Here is a 16,664-nt window from a genome sequence, read left to right on the forward strand (position 1 = left end):
GCGCCACCTCCCTCGTCAGCTCAGGCCCGGCGGGCACGGTGTCGGCTCCGACTCCAGGAAATCGAGGTTCCCCGGGTCCGGAGTGAACATGTACTGCGAATCCGGTGCCTCGGCGCGGTCGATCATGCGGTCGACCTGTTCATCGCCGATGGCGTCACGCAGCGCCTCATCCCACGGCGACTGCCCGTCGGGTCCCGGCTGCATCATCGCGTCGAGCGCCTCGTTGATCGCGGTCACGACCTCCGGGTCGTCCTTGGCCACGCCGATCCCGTAGTACTCGGTGGAGAACGGGGTGCCCGCGGTCTTGAGTGCGTCCTTGACGCACGCGTCCTTCGGATAATTCATGTCGACGAGCTTGAACTCGTCGGGGAAGAAGTTCGCGTAGCCGGCGAGGATGACCTCGTCGGTGGTCAGCGCGTCGACCTTGCCGCGCCGCAACGCCTCGACACAGCTCGAATAGGAGTCGTACTCCTGGAGCTGAACCGACGGCAACTGTGCTTTCACGTTCTGCGCCGACGTGGAGCCGGTGACCGAGCAGAGCTTCTTGCCGTTGTTGAGGTCGGTCAGCGTGGTGATCGAATCGTCGTCGTCGCGGACCAGCAGGCCTTGGTAGTTGATCAGATACGGGCCGGCGAAATCGACCTCGTTGGCGCGCGAGGAGGTGATCGAATAGGTGGCCGCGATCATGTCGACCTCACCGTTCTTGATCAGGGTCTCGCGTTGCGCCGACGGAGTCTCCCGCCACCGGATCTCCGGGTGCTCGACGCCGAGCGAATCGGCGATGTGATTGACCACATAGGTCGAGACGGCCGGGTCGAACCCGGTCACGATCTTGTCGGGGTTGCGGATGCCCAGGCCCGGCTGATCGTATTTCGTGCCCAGCACCACGGTGCCGTCGCGGATCGAGTCGACGAGGTTGCGGGGCTCGGAACTGCCGCATGCCGCCATCGTCGCGACGACGAGGGCCGCGGCCACCGCCAACAGGCCGAGAGTGGACATGCGCGGTGGGCGTTTGGGCGACTTCACTGGTGCGCTGCCCATCTCAGTGGCCGAGGATCTTCCCGAGGAAATCCCGTGCGCGTTCGGATTCCGGTTGGGAGAAGAAGCTTTCTGGATCTGAGTCCTCCACGATCGCGCCGTCGGCCATGAAGATGACGCGATCGGCTGCTTTGCGGGCGAAGCCCATCTCGTGGGTCACCACGAGCATGGTCATCCCCTCCTTGGCGAGTGACACCATGACGTCGAGGACCTCGTTGACCATCTCGGGGTCCAGCGCCGAGGTCGGTTCGTCGAACAGCATGATCTTCGGGTCCATGGCCAGCGATCGGGCGATCGCCACACGCTGTTGCTGGCCACCGGAGAGTTGGGCGGGATACTTGTCCTTCTGGCTCGCGATGCCGACCCGGTCGAGCAGTTCCAGGGCACGGGCGTTCGCGTCGGCCTTGCTCTTCTTGCGCACCTTCATCGGGGCGAGCGTCACGTTCTCCAGGATGGTCTTGTGCGCGAAGAGGTTGAACGACTGGAAGACCATCCCGACGTCGGCGCGCAGACGCGCGAGATCGCGACCCTCGTCGGGCAGTGCGCGCCCCTCGACCTCGATCACGCCGCTGTCGACCGGTTCGAGGCGGTTGATGGTGCGGCACAGCGTCGATTTGCCCGAGCCCGACGGTCCCAGGACCACCACGACCTGTCCGGCAGGAACCTCGAGGTCGATGTCGCGCAGCACGTGCAGGTCCCCGAAGTGCTTCTGCACGTTCTTCATCACGATCATCGGCGGTGCCGGGGAGGTGCTCCCGGCCGTCGTGGAGTCGTCCGTAGGCGATGCGGTCATAGTCGATCACACTAGTGTGACGGATGCGACTCGTCCTGTTCATCGGCGAACCGCGTGAGTTCGGACCGATTTGCGCAGGCCCGTACCCTGGGATGCGTGAGTATCGAGTTGTCCGACCGGCCTGATGTCAACGGGGGTCGTGTCCCGGAATACCAGGTCGACGCCCCCGGCGCCGGTGGCCGCAGCTACCAGGTGCGGACCTACGGTTGCCAGATGAACGTGCACGATTCCGAACGCATCGCCGGACTCCTCGAAGACGCCGGCTACGTCAGGGCCGACGACGGGGACGACGCCGACCTGGTGGTGTTCAACACGTGTGCGATCCGGGAGAACGCGGACAACAAGCTCTACGGCAACCTCTCGCACCTCGCGCCGGTGAAATCCGACCGCCCGGGTATGCAGATCGCCGTCGGCGGTTGCCTGGCGCAGAAGGACAAGGACTCGGTGCTGCGCAAGGCGCCGTGGGTCGATGTGGTGTTCGGTACCCACAACATCGGATCGCTGCCGACGCTGCTCGAGCGAGCACGGCACAACGAATCGGCGCAGGTCGAGATCCTGGAGTCACTCGAACGATTCCCGTCGACGCTGCCGGCCAAGCGTGACTCGGCCTACTCCGGGTGGGTCTCGGTCTCGGTGGGCTGCAACAACACGTGCACCTTCTGCATCGTGCCGTCACTGCGCGGCAAAGAAGTCGACCGACGCCCCGGCGATGTCCTCGCCGAGGTGTCGGCGCTGGTCGAGCAGGGTGTGCTGGAGGTGACCCTGCTGGGTCAGAACGTGAACGCCTACGGTATGTCGTTCGCCGATCCGGACCAACCGCGTAACCGCGGTGCCTTCGCCGAACTGCTGCGGGCCTGCGGTGAGATCGATGGTCTCGAGCGCGTCAGGTTCACCTCGCCGCATCCGGCCGAGTTCACCGATGACGTCATCGACGCGATGGCCGAGACGCCCAACGTCTGTCCGCAACTGCACATGCCGTTGCAGTCCGGGTCCGACCGCATCCTGAAGTCGATGCGCCGTAGCTATCGGCAACGTAAGTTCCTCGGCATTCTCGAGAAGGTGCGCGCGGCGATGCCCCACGCGGCCATCACCACCGACATCATCGTCGGATTCCCCGGTGAGACCGAAGAGGACTTCCAACAGACACTCGATGTGGTTGCCGCAGCACGGTTCTCGAGTGCGTTCACCTTCCAGTACTCACCGCGGCCCGGTACCCCGGCCGCGACGATGGCCGACCAGGTTCCGCCCGAGGTCGTCGGAGAGCGGTATCGACGTCTCATCGAACTGCAGGAAAAGATCTGCCTCGAGGAGAATCAGCGGCTGCTCGGCACCGAGGTGGAATTGCTGGTGGTGGCCGACGAGGGCCGCAAGTCGGCCGACACCGGCCGCCGGACCGGGCGGGCCCGCGACGGTCGGCTCGTGCATTTCGCGCACCACGAGCAGGCCGGTGACGAGGCGATCCGTCCGGGTGACATCGTGACCACCCGGGTCACCGGTGCCGCCCCGCATCACCTGATCGCCGACGCCGGGGTGGACGGTCACCGGCGCACCCGGGCCGGTGATGCACACGCCGAGGCCCGGATGCCGACGACCCCACCGGTAGGGGTGGGACTGGGCATGCCCACCATCGGCGTGGCGCCCGTTGAACCGGTCACCGTGGGATGTTCAGGAGGATGTGGCTGATGAGTGCCGAGAAGGACCGACAGGTCGACGCCGACCGTGTTGCCGGCGGTTTCTCCGCCTACGAGGGCGATCTGCGCCGCGCCGAACGCAAGGTGGCCGGCGAGATCGATCCCGGGATGCGGGCCGTGGTCGTCGCGATAGCCGTGCTGGTCGCGATGCTGTCGATGGTATTGCCGCACACCGGGAGCGCCAGCGGTATCGAGGTGCTCACCTTCGCCCCGGATGCGGAGGCCGAACGCGTCACCATCACCTCCGAGGTGTTCGTGTATCTGTTGGTGATCTTCGGTATTGGTGCGTCGGCGCTGGCGCTGCTGACCCGGCGGTGGTTCGTGGCGTGGATCGCGTTGTGCGGCAACGCCATCGCCTGTGTCGCCGGAATGCTCGCCTGGTGGTCGCGCAACACCCCCGGGGTGGGCGGCGTCGAGCCGCCCTCGGGGGTCGGCATCGGACTGATCATCGGTTGGTTTGCCGTACTGGTGTTGACCTTCCACTGGGCGCGTGTCGTCTGGGCCCGCAGCACATATCACCTCGCGATCGAGGAGCAGCGGCGGCACGAGGCAGCCGGCCGCGATGCGCTGGCCCGGTCACTGCAGCACAAGCCCGATCAGGAAGCCTGAGGAGTGGGCGACGACAACCACACCGGCACCCCGCACGTCGAGGACTATCCCGCCCACGTCACCGAGAAGGTGCGCTACGCCGACACCGACCGTCAGGGACATGTCAACAACGCGGTGTTCGCCACGTTCCTGGAATCCGGACGCGTCGCGGTGCTCTACGATCCGCAGGCCCCGCTCGCCCAACCCGGCACCTCGTTCGTCATCGCGCGGCTCGAACTGGACTTCCGTGCGGAGATGACCTGGCCGGGCGACATCGTCGTCGGTACCCGGGTGGCATCGCTCGGGCGCAGCTCGATCGTGCTGGAGCAAGGCATCTTCCAGGGCGACACCTGTGTGGCGACCGCCAAGACCGTCATCGTCGCGTTCGACGAGAGCACTCGTCGGTCCCGGCCGCTTCCCGAATCCGCGGTGGCGATTCTCCGTGACCTGAGCGTCACGAAGGCCTGAGCACGTCACACGGGCTCAGCCGGCTCAGCTCAGCGGTCGGCGATCGCACTGGCCGCGGCATCGGCCCACTCGCGCCACTGGGCCGCCTGTTCGCGTAGCTTCGCGGCGTCCTTGGCCTTGCCGCGGTCGTCGGCCTTGCGGGCCTGGTCCTCGAGTTGTGCGGCGCGATCGGCGAACTGCGCTGCGCGTGCCTGTGCCTCGGGATCGGTCCGCTGCCACTGCGTCTCCTCCGCGTCACGGATCCGCTTCTCGAGTGCGCGGGCGCGCCCCTCCAGCGAACTCATCTGATCACGCGGAACCTTGCCGATCTCATCCCACTGGTCGCGGAAGGCCCGGAACTCGCGTCGTGCCGCATCGAGATCGGCCGCCGGATCGACCTTCTTCTCGGCCTGCTCCAACAGGGCGACCTTGGCTGCCGCATTGGCGGCGAACTCGCTGTCGCGCTCTGATGTGGCCGCGTTGCGGGCGGAGAAGAAGACGTCCTGGGCGGCTTTGAACCGCTGCCACAGGGCGTCGTCGGCGTCGCGTGGCGCGCGACCGGCCGCCTTCCACTCGGTGAGCAGCTCGCGGAACTGCGCCGAGGTCGGGCCCCAGTCGGTGGATGTCGACAACTCCTCGGCCCGCGCGATGAGCTCTTCCTTACGTGCCTTGGCACCGGCGCGTTCGCGGTCGAGTTCGGCGAAATGCGCACCCCGTCGCCGATTGAACGCGTCGCGCGCCTTGGCGTAGCGCTTCCACAGCGCATCGTCGGTCTTGCGGTCGACGCCTTTGATGGTCTTCCACTCGTCGAGAATCGCCCGCAGTCGGTCGCCGGCCACCTTCCACTGGGTGGACTCGGCACCGATCTGTTCGGCCTCGACGGCCAGCGTCTCCTTGCGTGCGATGGCGGCGGCACGCATGTGTTCGCGCTCGGCCTTGATCGAGTCGGCCACCTCGTCGGCGCTGCCCACGATCACCGTCAGGCGTTGCTCGAGCGCAGCCACGTCGCCGATCACCGCGGCGGTCGGCAATGCATCGAGCAGGTGACGGGCGGCGGTCTGCGCCTTGCGGGGATCGCCCGAGCGTGCCGCCAGGCGTTCTTCGAGGATCTCCACCTCGGTCGCCAGATCGTCGAACTTCCGGGAGAAATGGGCGAGGCCCTCCTCGACCGAACCGGCCTGCCATGACCCGATCTGCCGTTCTCCGCCGGCGGTCTTGAGCCACACCGCGCCCTCGGCGTCGATCCGGCCGAACTCATGCGGGTCGCCACCGGGTACGGGCGTGGGCACCGGGTGCACCTCGGCAGCGCGTGGTCGCGGTCCGGGCCGGGGTCCCGGCTTGGGCATCGGATGCGGCTTGGGGGGACCGGGATTCGGGGTCGGTGTCCCCGCGTCCGGGGCTCCCGGAGCGGCGGCCCCGGAACCGGAGGCGGCCGGGGGGTCGGTCTGATCGGTCATGTGCAGGTGCCCTCTCCCGCAGGTTGATGCCGCGCGCCACGGCTGCCGTCACGTCGAGGCCTGCGCCGACGCATGGACGTCGCAGGCTGACACCATTGAACCAGGTCAGACCCTGCCGTGTGAGCGCTGCGGCGACATTGCGGTCGGACTCGATGGGCTCGCGTCCACACCGGTCGGCTAGCGTCGTGTCCGTGTTGGCGTCCGTGGTCTTCGTCCCGAGTGCTCCGCTGCTGGTGCCGGAGGTCGCCGGACCGGGCGCCACCGACACCGAAGCGGTGCGTGCGGCGACGCGGGCGGCCGGACGGGAACTGGCCGGCGCGGCCACCTCCTGGGTGGCGATCGGTGCGGGCGACGACGATTCGACCGCCCCCGGCGGGCTCGCCGGCAGCTTCCGGCGGTACGGCGTGGACGTGGCGGTCTCGCTCGGCGTGCCGGGGCCTCGAACACGCGTACCCGAGCCCGAGCAGGCAGCCGCACAGCACCTGGACCTGCCGCTGTCGATGTTGATCGCCGGCTGGTTGCGCGCCGAATCCGGCGTGCCCCGCGTCGAACCCGTCACGACGGCGCCCGGATCCGCCGCGGCCGACTGTGCTCGACTGGGCGCCGAGCTGCGCACGGCGGTCGACTCCGATCCGGCCCGCGTGGGGGTGTTGGTGGTGGCCGACGGCGCCACCGCACTGTCGGCGCGATCCCCGGGCGGTGGGCTGCGACCGGCCGCGGTGGACCTGCAGCGACGCATCGATGAGGCGCTGGCGGACGCGGACACCGCGGCGCTGGCAGCGCTCGACCCCGAGGAATGTGCACACGCCGGTGTCGCGGGACGTCCGGCGTGGCAGGTCGCCGCCGCACTGTGCTCCGGGCGCCGATGGGTGTCGCGGGTCCTTTACCGCGATGCGCCGTTCGGGGTCGGCTACACCGTCGCCACCTGGACTCCCCGATGACGGGCGCGCGCGAGCCCACCCCCATCGCGATCGTGGGTCCGACGGCGAGTGGGAAATCCGACCTCGCCCTCGACCTCGCCGAACGGCTCGGCGGCGAGATCGTCAACCTCGACGCCATGCAGCAATACCGCGGCATGGACATCGGGACCGCCAAGCTGCCCGTCGCCGACCGGCGCGGCATCCCGCATCACCAGATCGACGTGCTCGACGTGACCGAGACCGCGACGGTCGCACGTCATCAACGCGCCGCCGGCGCCGATGTGGAACGCTTGCTGGCCGCCGGTCGGGTGCCGGTGCTGGTCGGCGGATCGATGATGTACATCCAGGGTCTGCTCGACGATTGGCGTTTTCCGGCGACCGATCCGAAGGTGCGCGCCAGGTACGAGACGCTGCTCGACCAGATCGGTGTCGCAGCGCTGCACCAACGTCTGGCCGCGGTCGATCCCGACGCCGCGGCGTCCATCCTCGCCACCGACGGACGGCGCATCGTGCGTGCCCTCGAGGTGGTCGAACTCACCGGTGCACCGTTCGCGGCGTCCGCGCCGACCATCGGTGAACCGAGGTGGCACACCCGCATCCTGGCACTGGACCGCCTCACCGTCGATCTCGACGAACGCATTCGGCTGCGTACCAGGCAGATGTTCGAGCTGGGGCTCGTCGAGGAAGTGCAGCACCTGTGCTCGGCCGGACTGCGCGAGGGCCGCACGGCGTCCCGTGCCATCGGTTACGCGCAGGTGTTGGCCGCGCTCGACGGTGAGTACGAGATGGCCACCGCCGAGGAACTGACCTTCATCGGCACCCGACGCTACGTTCGGCGGCAACGATCGTGGTTTCGTCGTGATCACCGCATCACCTGGCTCGACGCCGCCGACCCCGACCTGCTGTCGCAGGCACTGCGGATCATGGACCGCTGAGTCACCTCGTACGCTGGTGGGGTGACGGCCACAACATCGGGCGACAGCGCGCTCTCCGACGAGAAGGCATTCGCCCTGCATTTCGTGAAGGGCCACGGCACCCAGAACGACTTCGTGATCCTGACCGACCCGGCGGCGCACCTCGACCTGACCCGCTCACGTGTGGCGGCGTTGTGCGACCGGCAGCGGGGGATAGGCGCGGACGGGCTGCTGCGGGTCGTGCGGTCGGCCGCGCTGGTGGAACGCGGAGTTCTCGACACATTGCCCACCGGTGTCGCACCCGACGATTGGTTCATGGACTATCGCAACGCCGACGGGTCCATTGCGGAGATGTGTGGCAACGGAGTGCGGGTCTTCGCTCATCACCTGCGGGCCTCGGGTCTGATGGCGGCCGACCGATTCACCGTGGGTTCGCGCGCCGGCGCCCGGCCGGTCGTGGTCCACGACCACGACGCCGTGCACGCCGACGTCACCGTGCAGATGGGGCCGGTCCGACGCGACGGCGACTCGCTGGTGCGCATCGGCGACGACGTGTACCGCGGGGTGATGGTCGATGTCGGCAACCCGCATCTGGCATGTGTCGTACCGGACCTGACCGCGGCCGACCTGGCGGCGATCGACTTCTCCGCCGGGGTACGGCTCGAGGCCGAGGCGTTCCCCCACGGCGCGAATGTCGAGATCGTGACCACCCCCGGGACACCGGACGCCCAGGGCCGGTTCCCGGCGTCGATGCGGGTCTTCGAACGTGGCGTCGGAGAGACCCGTAGCTGCGGAACCGGCCTGGTGGCCGCCGGGGCCGCCCTCCTGGCGCACCGCGGCGAGAGCGAGGGCACGCTGTGCATCACGGTGCCGGGAGGTCGGGTGGAGGTGGGTATCCGGGCCGATGGTTCCCACTTGCGTGGGCCGTCGATGCTGGTGGCCGAAGGGCGGTTGCGAGCGGGCTGGGACCGTCCCGAGCGCTGAGTGTGTCGGCGGTGCCATTCTGCCCAGGGAAAAACGGGATGCCACCGGCATGTCGCGCGTGACATCATGGATGTCACCCATGACAGATTCAGCTTTCACAACATCTCATCCCGCCGACCCGGACACCGACCTGGCGGATCTGCCCGACGCCGATGGCACGAACGGGCACGACATCCTCGAGGGTCTGGCCCGACCGACCACTGGCGAACTCCAGCTCGAGGAGCGGGCGTCGCTCCAGCGAGTCGCAGGTCTGTCGACCGAACTCACCGACGTCACCGAGGTCGAGTACCGCCAGTTGCGCCTCGAGCGGGTCGTGCTGGTGGGGGTCTGGACCGAGGGCACCGCCGCGCAGGCCCGCGCCAGCATGGCCGAGCTGGCCGCATTGGCCGAGACTGCCGGGTCGCAGGTGCTCGACGCGCTGATCCAGCGCCGCTCGAAGCCGGATCCCGCCACCTACATCGGTTCCGGGAAGGCCGACGAACTGCGCGCCGCAGTCCTCGAGACCGGCGCCGACACCGTGATCTGTGACGGTGAACTCACCCCTGCGCAGCTGACCGCCCTGGAGAAGGTGGTCAAGGTGAAGGTCATCGACCGCACCGCGCTCATCCTCGACATCTTCGCGCAGCACGCCACCTCCCGCGAGGGCAAGGCCCAGGTGTCGCTGGCCCAGATGGAGTACATGCTGCCGCGTCTGCGCGGTTGGGGTCAGTCGATGTCGCGGCAGGCCGGCGGTCGGGCCGGCAGCAACGGTGGCGTCGGTCTGCGTGGTCCCGGTGAGACGAAGATCGAGACCGACCGCCGACGCATCCGCGAACGGATGGCCAAGTTGCGTCGGGAGATCCGTGCGATGAAGAAGTCCCGGACGGTGATGCGCGCGGCCCGCGAACGCAACTCGATCCCGCGGCTGACCGTGGCCGGGTACACCAATGCCGGCAAATCGAGCCTGGTCAACGCGATGACCGGGTCCGGTGTGCTGGTGCAGGATGCACTGTTCGCGACCCTGGACCCGACCACCCGCCGCGCCACCCTCGACGACGGGCGGGCTGTGGTGTTCACCGATACCGTCGGGTTCGTGCGTCACCTGCCCACCCAGTTGGTCGAGGCGTTCCGGTCGACACTGGAAGAGGTGGTGGACGCCGATCTGTTGCTGCATGTCGTCGACGGCTCCGATCCGTTCCCGGTCGAGCAGATCTCCGCGGTTCGGCGCGTCATCAACGAGGTCGTCGCCGAGGAGGGTGCCACCGCGCCGCCCGAACTGCTCGTGGTCAACAAGATCGATGCGATCGACGCGACCCGGATGGCCGAGCTGCGAGGTGCGCTCGGGGATGCGGCGTTCGTCTCGGCGCGCACGGGCGAAGGCCTGCCCGAATTGTTCGACCGTGTACGGGAGTTCGTCGGTCGGGCAGATGTCGAGTTGACCGTCGACGTGCCCTACACGCGCGGCGACCTGATCTCGCGCATCCACGAGGAGGGCGAAGTGCTGACCAGCGAGCACACCGCCGAGGGCACCACCATGCGGGTGCGGGTACCGTCCGCGTTCGCCGGAGTTCTCGAACCGCTGCGGTCCTGACCCGGACAGATGACGACCCCGCCGCGTGAACGCGACGGGGTCGTCATTGCTGTCGGTCGGCTCAGTCGGCGTCGAGATCTTTGGCGACCAGTGCGGCGATCGCGTCGAGGGTGCCCTGGTCGTCGGCGGTCACCACGACATCGGTGCCCTTCTCCGCCCCGAGGGTCATGATCATCAGGGCGGATCCGGCGTCCACCGGGTCGCCACCCTCGAGCGAGAGCGTGACGGTGGCGCCGGTGTCGGCGACCGCCTCGGCGATGATCGTCGCGGGACGGGCGTGCAGTCCGACGGCGGAGCCGACGGTGACTGTGGTGCTGGGCATGGGTGGTGCTCCTTCGGTTGCGGTGGGAGGGTTGGCGATGGAAATGGTTGTGTCGGTGGTTACTGCCCGTGTCGACTGAGTCTGCCCGAACATCGCTCAGGCGGGGACGGTTTGGACGTCGTCGAAGAGCGCGGCGTGTTGACGGTTCGCATGCCACTGCTTGGCGCCGATGACGGCGAACGCGCTGAGCACGGTGCCGGCTGCCAGCGCGACGAGGAACAGCACCCAGTTGTTCATGGCGAAGAACACGAAGATGCCGCCGTGCGGGGCGCGCAGTTCCACGCCGAACGCCATGATCAGGCCGCCGGCCAGTGCGCCACCGGCCATCATCGAGGGGATGACCCGGAACGGGTCGGTGGCCGCGAACGGGATGGCGCCCTCGGAGATGAACGACGCACCCAGCAGCCAGGCCGCCTTGCCGTTCTCCCGTTCGGGTTCGCTGAACAGCTGTGGACGCAGTACCGTGGCCAGCGCCATGGCCAGCGGTGGCACCATTCCGGCGCACATCACCGCCGCCATGATCTGCAGTTGGGCGGCCCCGCCGATGGCCAGGCCGGTGGTGGCGAACAGGTAGGCCGCCTTGTTCACGGGTCCACCGAGGTCGAAGCACATCATCAGGCCGAGCACCACACCGAGGACGACCGCGGAGCCACCCGACATGCTGTTGAGCGCATCGGTCATCTGCTCGGTGACCCAGGCCAGCGGCTTGCCCAACAGCATGTAGAGGAGCACGCCGATCACCATGCTGCCGAGCAGCGGGATGATGACCACCGGTTGCAGCCCGCGTGCCCATTGCGGCAACGGGATCCGGGCGATCCACAAGCACACGACGCCGGCGATGAGGCCGCCGACCAGGCCGCCGATGAAGCTCGCACCCACGGCGACCGAGACAAGTCCGGCCACGAAGCCCGGGGCGATGCCCGGACGGTCGGCGATGGCGAAGGAGATGTAGCCGGCCAACACCGGAACCAACATGCCCATGGCGAGTGAACCGACCGCGAACAGCACCGCGCCGATGTACTGGCCGAGGCCACCCGCAGGCAGGTCCCAGAGGCTGTAGTTCAAGGCGATGAACGCGCCGTCGGACATCGATCCGGCTTCGTCGAGGGTGCTGTTGGCGATCTCGTAGCCGCCGAGGAAGGGTAGGAAGCCCAGTGCGATGAGCAGGCCACCGGCCGCCACGAACGGGATCATGTAGCTCACACCGGTCATGAGGGCCTGTCGGACCTGCCCGCCGAGTCCGACGCCGGCGGCCGCCGCCGTCGCATCGGCCTCGCCACCGTCGTCTGCGCCGCTGACCACCGTTGCCGACGGATTCTTCGATGCGGCGACGGCTTCGGCGATCATCGCGTCGGGCTCGTTGATCGCACGTTTGACCCCCGAGGCGACCACGGGTTTGCCACGGAAACGGTCCTTGCCCTTCACCCCGACGTCGGTGGCGAAGATCACGGCGTCGGCATCGGCGATGACCTGCGGATCGAAGGAGGTGGTGGCCGATGATCCCTGGGTCTCCACATGGAAGTCGACCTCTGCGCGTTCGGCCGCGTACTTGAGGGCGTCGGCGGCCATGTAGGTGTGCGCGATACCGGTCGGGCATGCGGTGATTGCCACCACCGAGGGGCGTCGGTCGCCACCGCCGGCCTCCGTTGCGGCCGGCGGGGTCGCCGCAGGCGCGCTGGTCGCGGTTGCGGCCGACGCGGCCGCGGCCGATGTCTGCGCGGGCTGCGGGTTGATGGCCTCGTCGACGAGTTGGACGACGCGGTCGTCGCTGTCGGCCTCCCGCAACGAGTCGACGAACTCGGGCCGGACCAGAGACCGCGCCAGCGAGCTGAGCAACTTCATGTGTTCGGTGGCGCCACCTTCGGGTGCGGCGATCAGGAACACGAGGTCGGCGGGCCCGTCCGGGGCACCGAAGTCGACCTTTTTGGACAGCCGCGCCATGGCCAGGCTGGCCTCGGTCACCGACGCGGCGCGGGCGTGCGGGATCGCGATCCCGCCGGGCAATCCGGTGGCCGATTTGGCCTCACGATCGAGTGCGCCGCGTGCCAGCACGGTGGCATCGGTGGTGCGACCGGCCGTGGCCAGCGCGTCGGCGAGGTACCCGATCACGGCCGCCGGGTCGTCTCCGGCGTCCACGTCGAGGCTCACCGTCTGTGGGGTGATTATCTGTTCTGACATGGGATTTCCTTTGTGCGGTGCTCTGGTGCGGTGCTCTGGTGCGGTGCTTCGCAGTGCGGGGTTCAGAGGTGGGCGCCTGGTGTGGTCAACCTGCACTGGCGGCCCCGGTGAGGTCGGTGACGGTGACGTTGTCCAGATCGATCTGGTCGGGGTACGGCGGTTGGGTGCCCGCGAGTGCGGTGGCTGCCGAACCGTAGGCGACCGCCGTGCGCAGTCGTTCGGGCTCGTCGGCGCCGCGGCACTCCGCGATGAGATAGCCGGTCAGCGCGGCGTCGCCGGCGCCGACCGTACTGCGCGGCACGATCGGCGGCGGAGTCGCGAACCAAGCGCCGGTCCCGGTGACCAACAGGCCCCCGGTGGCGCCGAGCGTGGCCAGGATCGCCGCGCCGGTACGTTGCGCGAGCTCGGTCGCGGCCGTCACGATCCGAGCGTGATCACCCTGGGCCGACGCTGCCGCCAACTGTGCCGGGTCGGCGCCGGTCGCTTCGGCGAGTTCCTGTTCGTTGGGTTTGAGTAGATCGACCGGACCGGTGACCGCGGCCGCGAGCGGAGCGCCCGAGGTGTCCACGGCCACACGACATCCCGATCCCTGCAGGGCGTCGACGACCGTGCGGTACCAGGTGTGGGGCAGCCCGGGGGGCAGGGAGCCGCACAGCGCCACCCACCGGGCGCCGCGCGCGTTGCGGAGGACCAGTTCGGTCAACTCGGCCGCGATCGCGTCGTCGAGCACGAACCCGGGGGCATTGACCTTGGTGGTGGTGCCGTCCGGGTCGGCGATGGTGACGTTGGACCGTACCTCACCGTCGATCGCGAGGGTCAGATAGGGCAGCGCGACCGCATCGAGCGCGGCGAGTAGTGGATCGTCGGCGCGTGCGGGAAACAGTGCCCGGGTGTCGACACCGGCAGCCGATGCGACGCGGGCGACGTTGATGCCCTTGCCGCCGGGCTCGGCGCGAACGGCGCTCGCACGCTGCACGGCGCCGTGAACCAGGGGAGAGGTCAGTTCCAGCGTGCGGTCGAGACTCGGGTTCGCGGTCACGGTCAGAATTTCCGGAGGCAGGTCGGTCTCGGCGGGCACGGAGACATGTGGGGTGGGCATGGGCTCTCTTTCCGTGGGGTGGTCGGTGATCATGCGATCACCGTCTCGATGCCGTGGTCGGCGAGTATCGCCGCGAAGGCGGGTTCGATTCCGGTGTCGGTGATCAGGACGTCGATGTCCTCGAGTCCGGCGAACGATGCGAGGTCCTCGTGGCCGGTCTTCGACGAATCCGCCAGTACCACCACACGATTGGCGACTCGAACGATCGCGGATTTGATCGCTGCCTCGTCTGGGTCCGGGGTGGACAGGCCGTGCGCGACGCTGATGCCGTTGGTGCCGACGAAGGCCGTGGTGATCCGGAGCCGTTCGAGTGCGGCAACGGCGTCGGCGCCGACTGTCGCCTGCGTTAGTCCGCGTACCCGACCGCCGAGCACATGCAGGTCGTCGGCGCCCTGTGCGGCGAGGGCGCCGGCCACCGGGATGCTGTGCGTCACCACTGTCAGCCGTCGGTCGCGGGGGAGGGCGAGGGCGGCCTGGTAGGTGGTGGTGCCCGCGTCGATGAACACCGAACCGCCATCGGGCGGGAGGAATCGTGTCGCGGCTCTGCCGATCGCGAGCTTCTGGGCGGTATGCGACAGCAGGCGCTCGTCGATGCCCTGCTCACCGACCACCGGGGTCGCACCCGGCCGCACGGCGCCCCCGTGGACACGCTGCAGATGTCCGTTGCGCTCGAGGACGGCGAGGTCGCGGCGAACCGTTTCACTTGTCACGTCGAACAATGACGCCAATGCGGTGACCGAGGCGCGGCCGTTCTGCCGTACCTGGTTGGCGATCGCCTGTTGGCGTTCCTCCGCGTACACGAATGTCCTCGTCTGTTGATTTGAGTGGGGTCCAATGTGGGTATATCTGTGTTTACGCCTGTTTGTGTTGACAAGTCAAGGATTTCTTGTAACTTGAATCACAACGTGACCAGAGGCGTCCACGCGGCACATCGTGCCCATGCGATCGGACAAGTGAGGATTTCGATGGAGCACACACACGTACTGAACGGAACACCGGTGGTCGGCGGGCATGCCTACGGACCCGCGATCTGGCCTGGCGAACGTCCGGTCTACGACCCATCCGACGCCGCGTCCGTCGTCGAGGATGAACGTGAGGTCGAGATCAAGCGTTTCACCGACGCCGCCGCCGCAGTCGCCGGACGGTTGCGTGAGCGCGCGTCACACGCCTCGGGTGCCGCGGCGGAGGTGTTGTCGGCGACCGCGGGTCTGGCCGAGGATCGCGGCTGGATCGGCGCGGCATCGGGACTCATCAAGAAGGGGACGGCGGCCCCCGCCGCCGCAGTCGCCGCGACCGAACAGTTCGCGACGATGTTCACCAAACTCGGTGGGCTCATGGCCGAGCGGGTCACCGACCTCAACGATGTCCGGGACCGTGTGGTCGCCGAACTGCTGGGCGTCGCCGAACCGGGTGTACCGGAACCCGCCGAGCCGTCGGTGCTGCTGGCCGACGACCTGGCGCCGGCCGACACCGCCGGGCTGGATCCGAAGAAGGTCACCGCTCTGGTCACCCGGCTGGGCGGTCCGACGAGTCACACCGCGATCATCGCGCGACAGCTCGGTATTCCGTGCGTCGTGGCGGTGTCCGGGCTCGGCGCGGTGGCGGCCGGAACCGTGGTGCTGGTCGACGGGACCGCGGGCACATTGGAGGTCGATCCCGATGCCGGCGACGCGGCCGCCCGCGTCGAGGAGAGCCGCCGGATGGCGGAACTGGTGGCCGACTGGCGCGGGCCGGGTGTCACCGGTGACGGCCGACCGATCGCGGTGCTGGCCAACGTCGCCGACGGTAGGTCGGCTCGTTCGGCGACCGCCCATCCGGTGGAAGGTGTCGGGCTGTTCCGCACCGAGCTGGCGTTCCTCGATCGCGCGGACGAACCCTCGGTGGAGGAGCAGACGCGTCTCTATCGGGAGGTGCTCGATGCCTTCGAGGGCCAGAAGGTGGTGATCCGGACGCTCGATGCGGGTTCCGACAAGCCGCTGAAGTTCGTCACGCAAGTCGAGGAGACCAACCCCGCGTTGGGTGTGCGGGGCAATCGCATCGCCGACGAGCACCCGGAGATTCGTGCCGCCCAGCTCGACGCGATCGCAGCGGCCGCCGACGGTCATCAACCGACTCCCTGGGTGATGGCGCCGATGATCGCGTCGGCGACCGAAGCAGCCGAGTTCGCCGGTGAAGTGCGCCGCCGCGGACTGATCGCCGGTGTGATGATCGAGGTACCGGCGGCGGCAGTGCTCGCCGAATCGATCCTCGCCGAGGTCGACTTCGTGTCGATCGGCACCAACGATCTCACCCAGTACACGATGGCGGCCGACCGGATGTCGGCGGAACTCGCGTCCCTCACCGATCCGTGGCAACCCGCGGTGTTGACCTTGATCGGCGGAGTCGCTCGTGCCGGCGCCGTCGTCGACAAACCGGTCGGGGTCTGTGGCGAGGCTGCCGCCGACCCGCTGCTCGCCTGCGTACTGGTCGGATTGGGGGTGACGTCCTTGTCGACTGCGCCCGCGGCCGCTGCCGCGGTCGGCGCCAGGCTCGCCGAGGTGACCGTCGACCAGTGTCGGGCGGCTGCCGAAGCCGCACTCGCCACAGCGGATCCGGCCGCTGCGAGAGCGGCGGCGACTGCGGCACTCGCCGCGGCGCCGGGATCCTGAGGCGCGGCTCCGACG

The 16,664-nt window shown here is 68.6% G+C and carries 15 protein-coding genes; 8 read left to right on the plus strand and 7 right to left on the minus strand.

The window, feature by feature from the left end:
- Nucleotides 1–15 precede the first annotated feature (15 nt).
- Together NWF22_RS21110 and NWF22_RS21115 are read right to left on the minus strand one after the other, a co-directional pair.
- Nucleotides 16–1,041 carry a glutamate ABC transporter substrate-binding protein gene (locus NWF22_RS21110; protein WP_160902534.1) on the minus strand — a complete coding sequence of 342 codons (1,026 nt, stop codon included), beginning with the start codon at nucleotides 1,039–1,041 and terminating at the stop codon, nucleotides 16–18.
- Between the two features lies 1 nt (nucleotide 1,042).
- On the minus strand, nucleotides 1,043–1,771 hold the full coding sequence (locus tag NWF22_RS21115) for an amino acid ABC transporter ATP-binding protein (RefSeq protein ID WP_202398699.1): 729 nt from the start codon (nucleotides 1,769–1,771) through the stop codon (nucleotides 1,043–1,045).
- A gap of 168 nt (nucleotides 1,772–1,939) precedes the next feature.
- On the opposite strand from NWF22_RS21115, the gene miaB reads away from it, so the two are divergent.
- Genes miaB through NWF22_RS21130 form a run of 3 tightly spaced genes read left to right on the plus strand, consistent with a single transcriptional unit; the run spans nucleotide 1,940 to nucleotide 4,578 of the window.
- Complete coding sequence (gene miaB / locus NWF22_RS21120; protein WP_373692024.1) at nucleotides 1,940–3,514, plus strand: tRNA (N6-isopentenyl adenosine(37)-C2)-methylthiotransferase MiaB; 1,575 nt, start codon at nucleotides 1,940–1,942, stop codon at nucleotides 3,512–3,514.
- Complete coding sequence (locus tag NWF22_RS21125) at nucleotides 3,514–4,131, plus strand: Rv2732c family membrane protein (RefSeq protein ID WP_160902531.1); 618 nt, start codon at nucleotides 3,514–3,516, stop codon at nucleotides 4,129–4,131. The genes miaB and NWF22_RS21125 overlap by 1 nt, the downstream gene beginning before the upstream one ends.
- Nucleotides 4,132–4,134: 3 nt before the next feature.
- Nucleotides 4,135–4,578, plus strand: coding sequence for an acyl-CoA thioesterase (locus NWF22_RS21130; protein WP_160902530.1), 444 nt, complete (start codon nucleotides 4,135–4,137; stop codon nucleotides 4,576–4,578).
- Nucleotides 4,579–4,607: 29 nt separating this feature from the next.
- Here the strand turns inward: NWF22_RS21130 and NWF22_RS21135 are convergent, their stop codons facing one another.
- On the minus strand, nucleotides 4,608–6,014 hold the full coding sequence (locus NWF22_RS21135; RefSeq protein WP_160902529.1) for a DUF349 domain-containing protein: 1,407 nt from the start codon (nucleotides 6,012–6,014) through the stop codon (nucleotides 4,608–4,610).
- 191 nt (nucleotides 6,015–6,205) lie between these two features.
- Here NWF22_RS21135 and NWF22_RS21140 point away from each other — a divergent pair, with 191 nt between their 5' ends.
- The 4 genes from NWF22_RS21140 (at nucleotide 6,206) to hflX (ending at nucleotide 10,402) form a co-directional block, all read left to right on the plus strand.
- Nucleotides 6,206–6,955 carry a class III extradiol ring-cleavage dioxygenase family protein gene (locus NWF22_RS21140; RefSeq protein WP_160902528.1) on the plus strand — a complete coding sequence of 250 codons (750 nt, stop codon included), beginning with the start codon at nucleotides 6,206–6,208 and terminating at the stop codon, nucleotides 6,953–6,955.
- Nucleotides 6,952–7,869, plus strand: a complete 918-nt coding sequence (gene miaA / locus NWF22_RS21145; RefSeq protein WP_160902527.1) for a tRNA (adenosine(37)-N6)-dimethylallyltransferase MiaA — start codon at nucleotides 6,952–6,954, stop codon at nucleotides 7,867–7,869. Before NWF22_RS21140 ends, miaA begins: the two co-directional genes overlap by 4 nt.
- A 21-nt stretch (nucleotides 7,870–7,890) precedes the next feature.
- Nucleotides 7,891–8,832: a diaminopimelate epimerase gene (gene dapF, locus NWF22_RS21150; protein WP_160902526.1), complete on the plus strand. Its 942-nt coding sequence runs from the start codon at nucleotides 7,891–7,893 to the stop codon at nucleotides 8,830–8,832.
- A gap of 79 nt (nucleotides 8,833–8,911) precedes the next feature.
- The gene (gene hflX / locus NWF22_RS21155) at nucleotides 8,912–10,402 is read left to right on the plus strand and encodes a GTPase HflX (RefSeq protein ID WP_160902525.1); all 1,491 of its coding nucleotides are present in this window, start codon (nucleotides 8,912–8,914) and stop codon (nucleotides 10,400–10,402) included.
- 61 nt (nucleotides 10,403–10,463) lie between these two features.
- Here the strand turns inward: hflX and NWF22_RS21160 are convergent, their stop codons facing one another.
- The 4 genes from NWF22_RS21160 to NWF22_RS21175 all read right to left on the minus strand — a co-directional run bounded on the left by NWF22_RS21160 (nucleotide 10,464) and on the right by NWF22_RS21175 (nucleotide 14,801).
- Nucleotides 10,464–10,724 (minus strand): HPr family phosphocarrier protein, encoded by a 261-nt coding sequence (locus NWF22_RS21160; RefSeq protein WP_160902524.1) that lies wholly within the window; start codon nucleotides 10,722–10,724, stop codon nucleotides 10,464–10,466.
- Nucleotides 10,725–10,820: 96 nt separating this feature from the next.
- Complete coding sequence (locus NWF22_RS21165; protein ID WP_160902523.1) at nucleotides 10,821–12,902, minus strand: PTS fructose transporter subunit IIABC; 2,082 nt, start codon at nucleotides 12,900–12,902, stop codon at nucleotides 10,821–10,823.
- 85 nt (nucleotides 12,903–12,987) lie between these two features.
- Nucleotides 12,988–14,001 (minus strand): 1-phosphofructokinase family hexose kinase, encoded by a 1,014-nt coding sequence (locus NWF22_RS21170; RefSeq protein ID WP_160902522.1) that lies wholly within the window; start codon nucleotides 13,999–14,001, stop codon nucleotides 12,988–12,990.
- A 29-nt stretch (nucleotides 14,002–14,030) separates the two neighbouring features.
- Nucleotides 14,031–14,801 carry a DeoR/GlpR family DNA-binding transcription regulator gene (locus NWF22_RS21175; protein WP_160902521.1) on the minus strand — a complete coding sequence of 257 codons (771 nt, stop codon included), beginning with the start codon at nucleotides 14,799–14,801 and terminating at the stop codon, nucleotides 14,031–14,033.
- A gap of 165 nt (nucleotides 14,802–14,966) precedes the next feature.
- On the opposite strand from NWF22_RS21175, the gene ptsP reads away from it, so the two are divergent.
- Complete coding sequence (ptsP, locus tag NWF22_RS21180) at nucleotides 14,967–16,649, plus strand: phosphoenolpyruvate--protein phosphotransferase (RefSeq protein WP_160902520.1); 1,683 nt, start codon at nucleotides 14,967–14,969, stop codon at nucleotides 16,647–16,649.
- Nucleotides 16,650–16,664: the final 15 nt, after the last annotated feature.

It is taken from the genome of Gordonia mangrovi (assembly GCF_024734075.1).
GTDB classification, from domain to species: domain Bacteria; phylum Actinomycetota; class Actinomycetes; order Mycobacteriales; family Mycobacteriaceae; genus Gordonia; species Gordonia mangrovi.

Excerpts from the sequence above, each read along its gene's own strand:
- NWF22_RS21125 (WP_160902531.1), top strand. The coding sequence starts at position 3,514 with ATGAGTGCCGAGAAGGACCGACAGGTCGACGCCGACCGTGTTGCCGGC.
- NWF22_RS21110 (WP_160902534.1), bottom strand. The coding sequence starts at position 1,041 with ATGGGCAGCGCACCAGTGAAGTCGCCCAAACGCCCACCGCGCATGTCC.
- NWF22_RS21115 (WP_202398699.1), bottom strand. The coding sequence starts at position 1,771 with ATGATCGTGATGAAGAACGTGCAGAAGCACTTCGGGGACCTGCACGTG.
- hflX (WP_160902525.1), top strand. The coding sequence starts at position 8,912 with ATGACAGATTCAGCTTTCACAACATCTCATCCCGCCGACCCGGACACC.
- NWF22_RS21170 (WP_160902522.1), bottom strand. The coding sequence starts at position 14,001 with ATGCCCACCCCACATGTCTCCGTGCCCGCCGAGACCGACCTGCCTCCG.
- miaA (WP_160902527.1), top strand. The coding sequence starts at position 6,952 with ATGACGGGCGCGCGCGAGCCCACCCCCATCGCGATCGTGGGTCCGACG.
- NWF22_RS21135 (WP_160902529.1), bottom strand. The coding sequence starts at position 6,014 with ATGACCGATCAGACCGACCCCCCGGCCGCCTCCGGTTCCGGGGCCGCC.
- ptsP (WP_160902520.1), top strand. The coding sequence starts at position 14,967 with ATGGAGCACACACACGTACTGAACGGAACACCGGTGGTCGGCGGGCAT.
- NWF22_RS21160 (WP_160902524.1), bottom strand. The coding sequence starts at position 10,724 with ATGCCCAGCACCACAGTCACCGTCGGCTCCGCCGTCGGACTGCACGCC.
- NWF22_RS21165 (WP_160902523.1), bottom strand. The coding sequence starts at position 12,902 with ATGTCAGAACAGATAATCACCCCACAGACGGTGAGCCTCGACGTGGAC.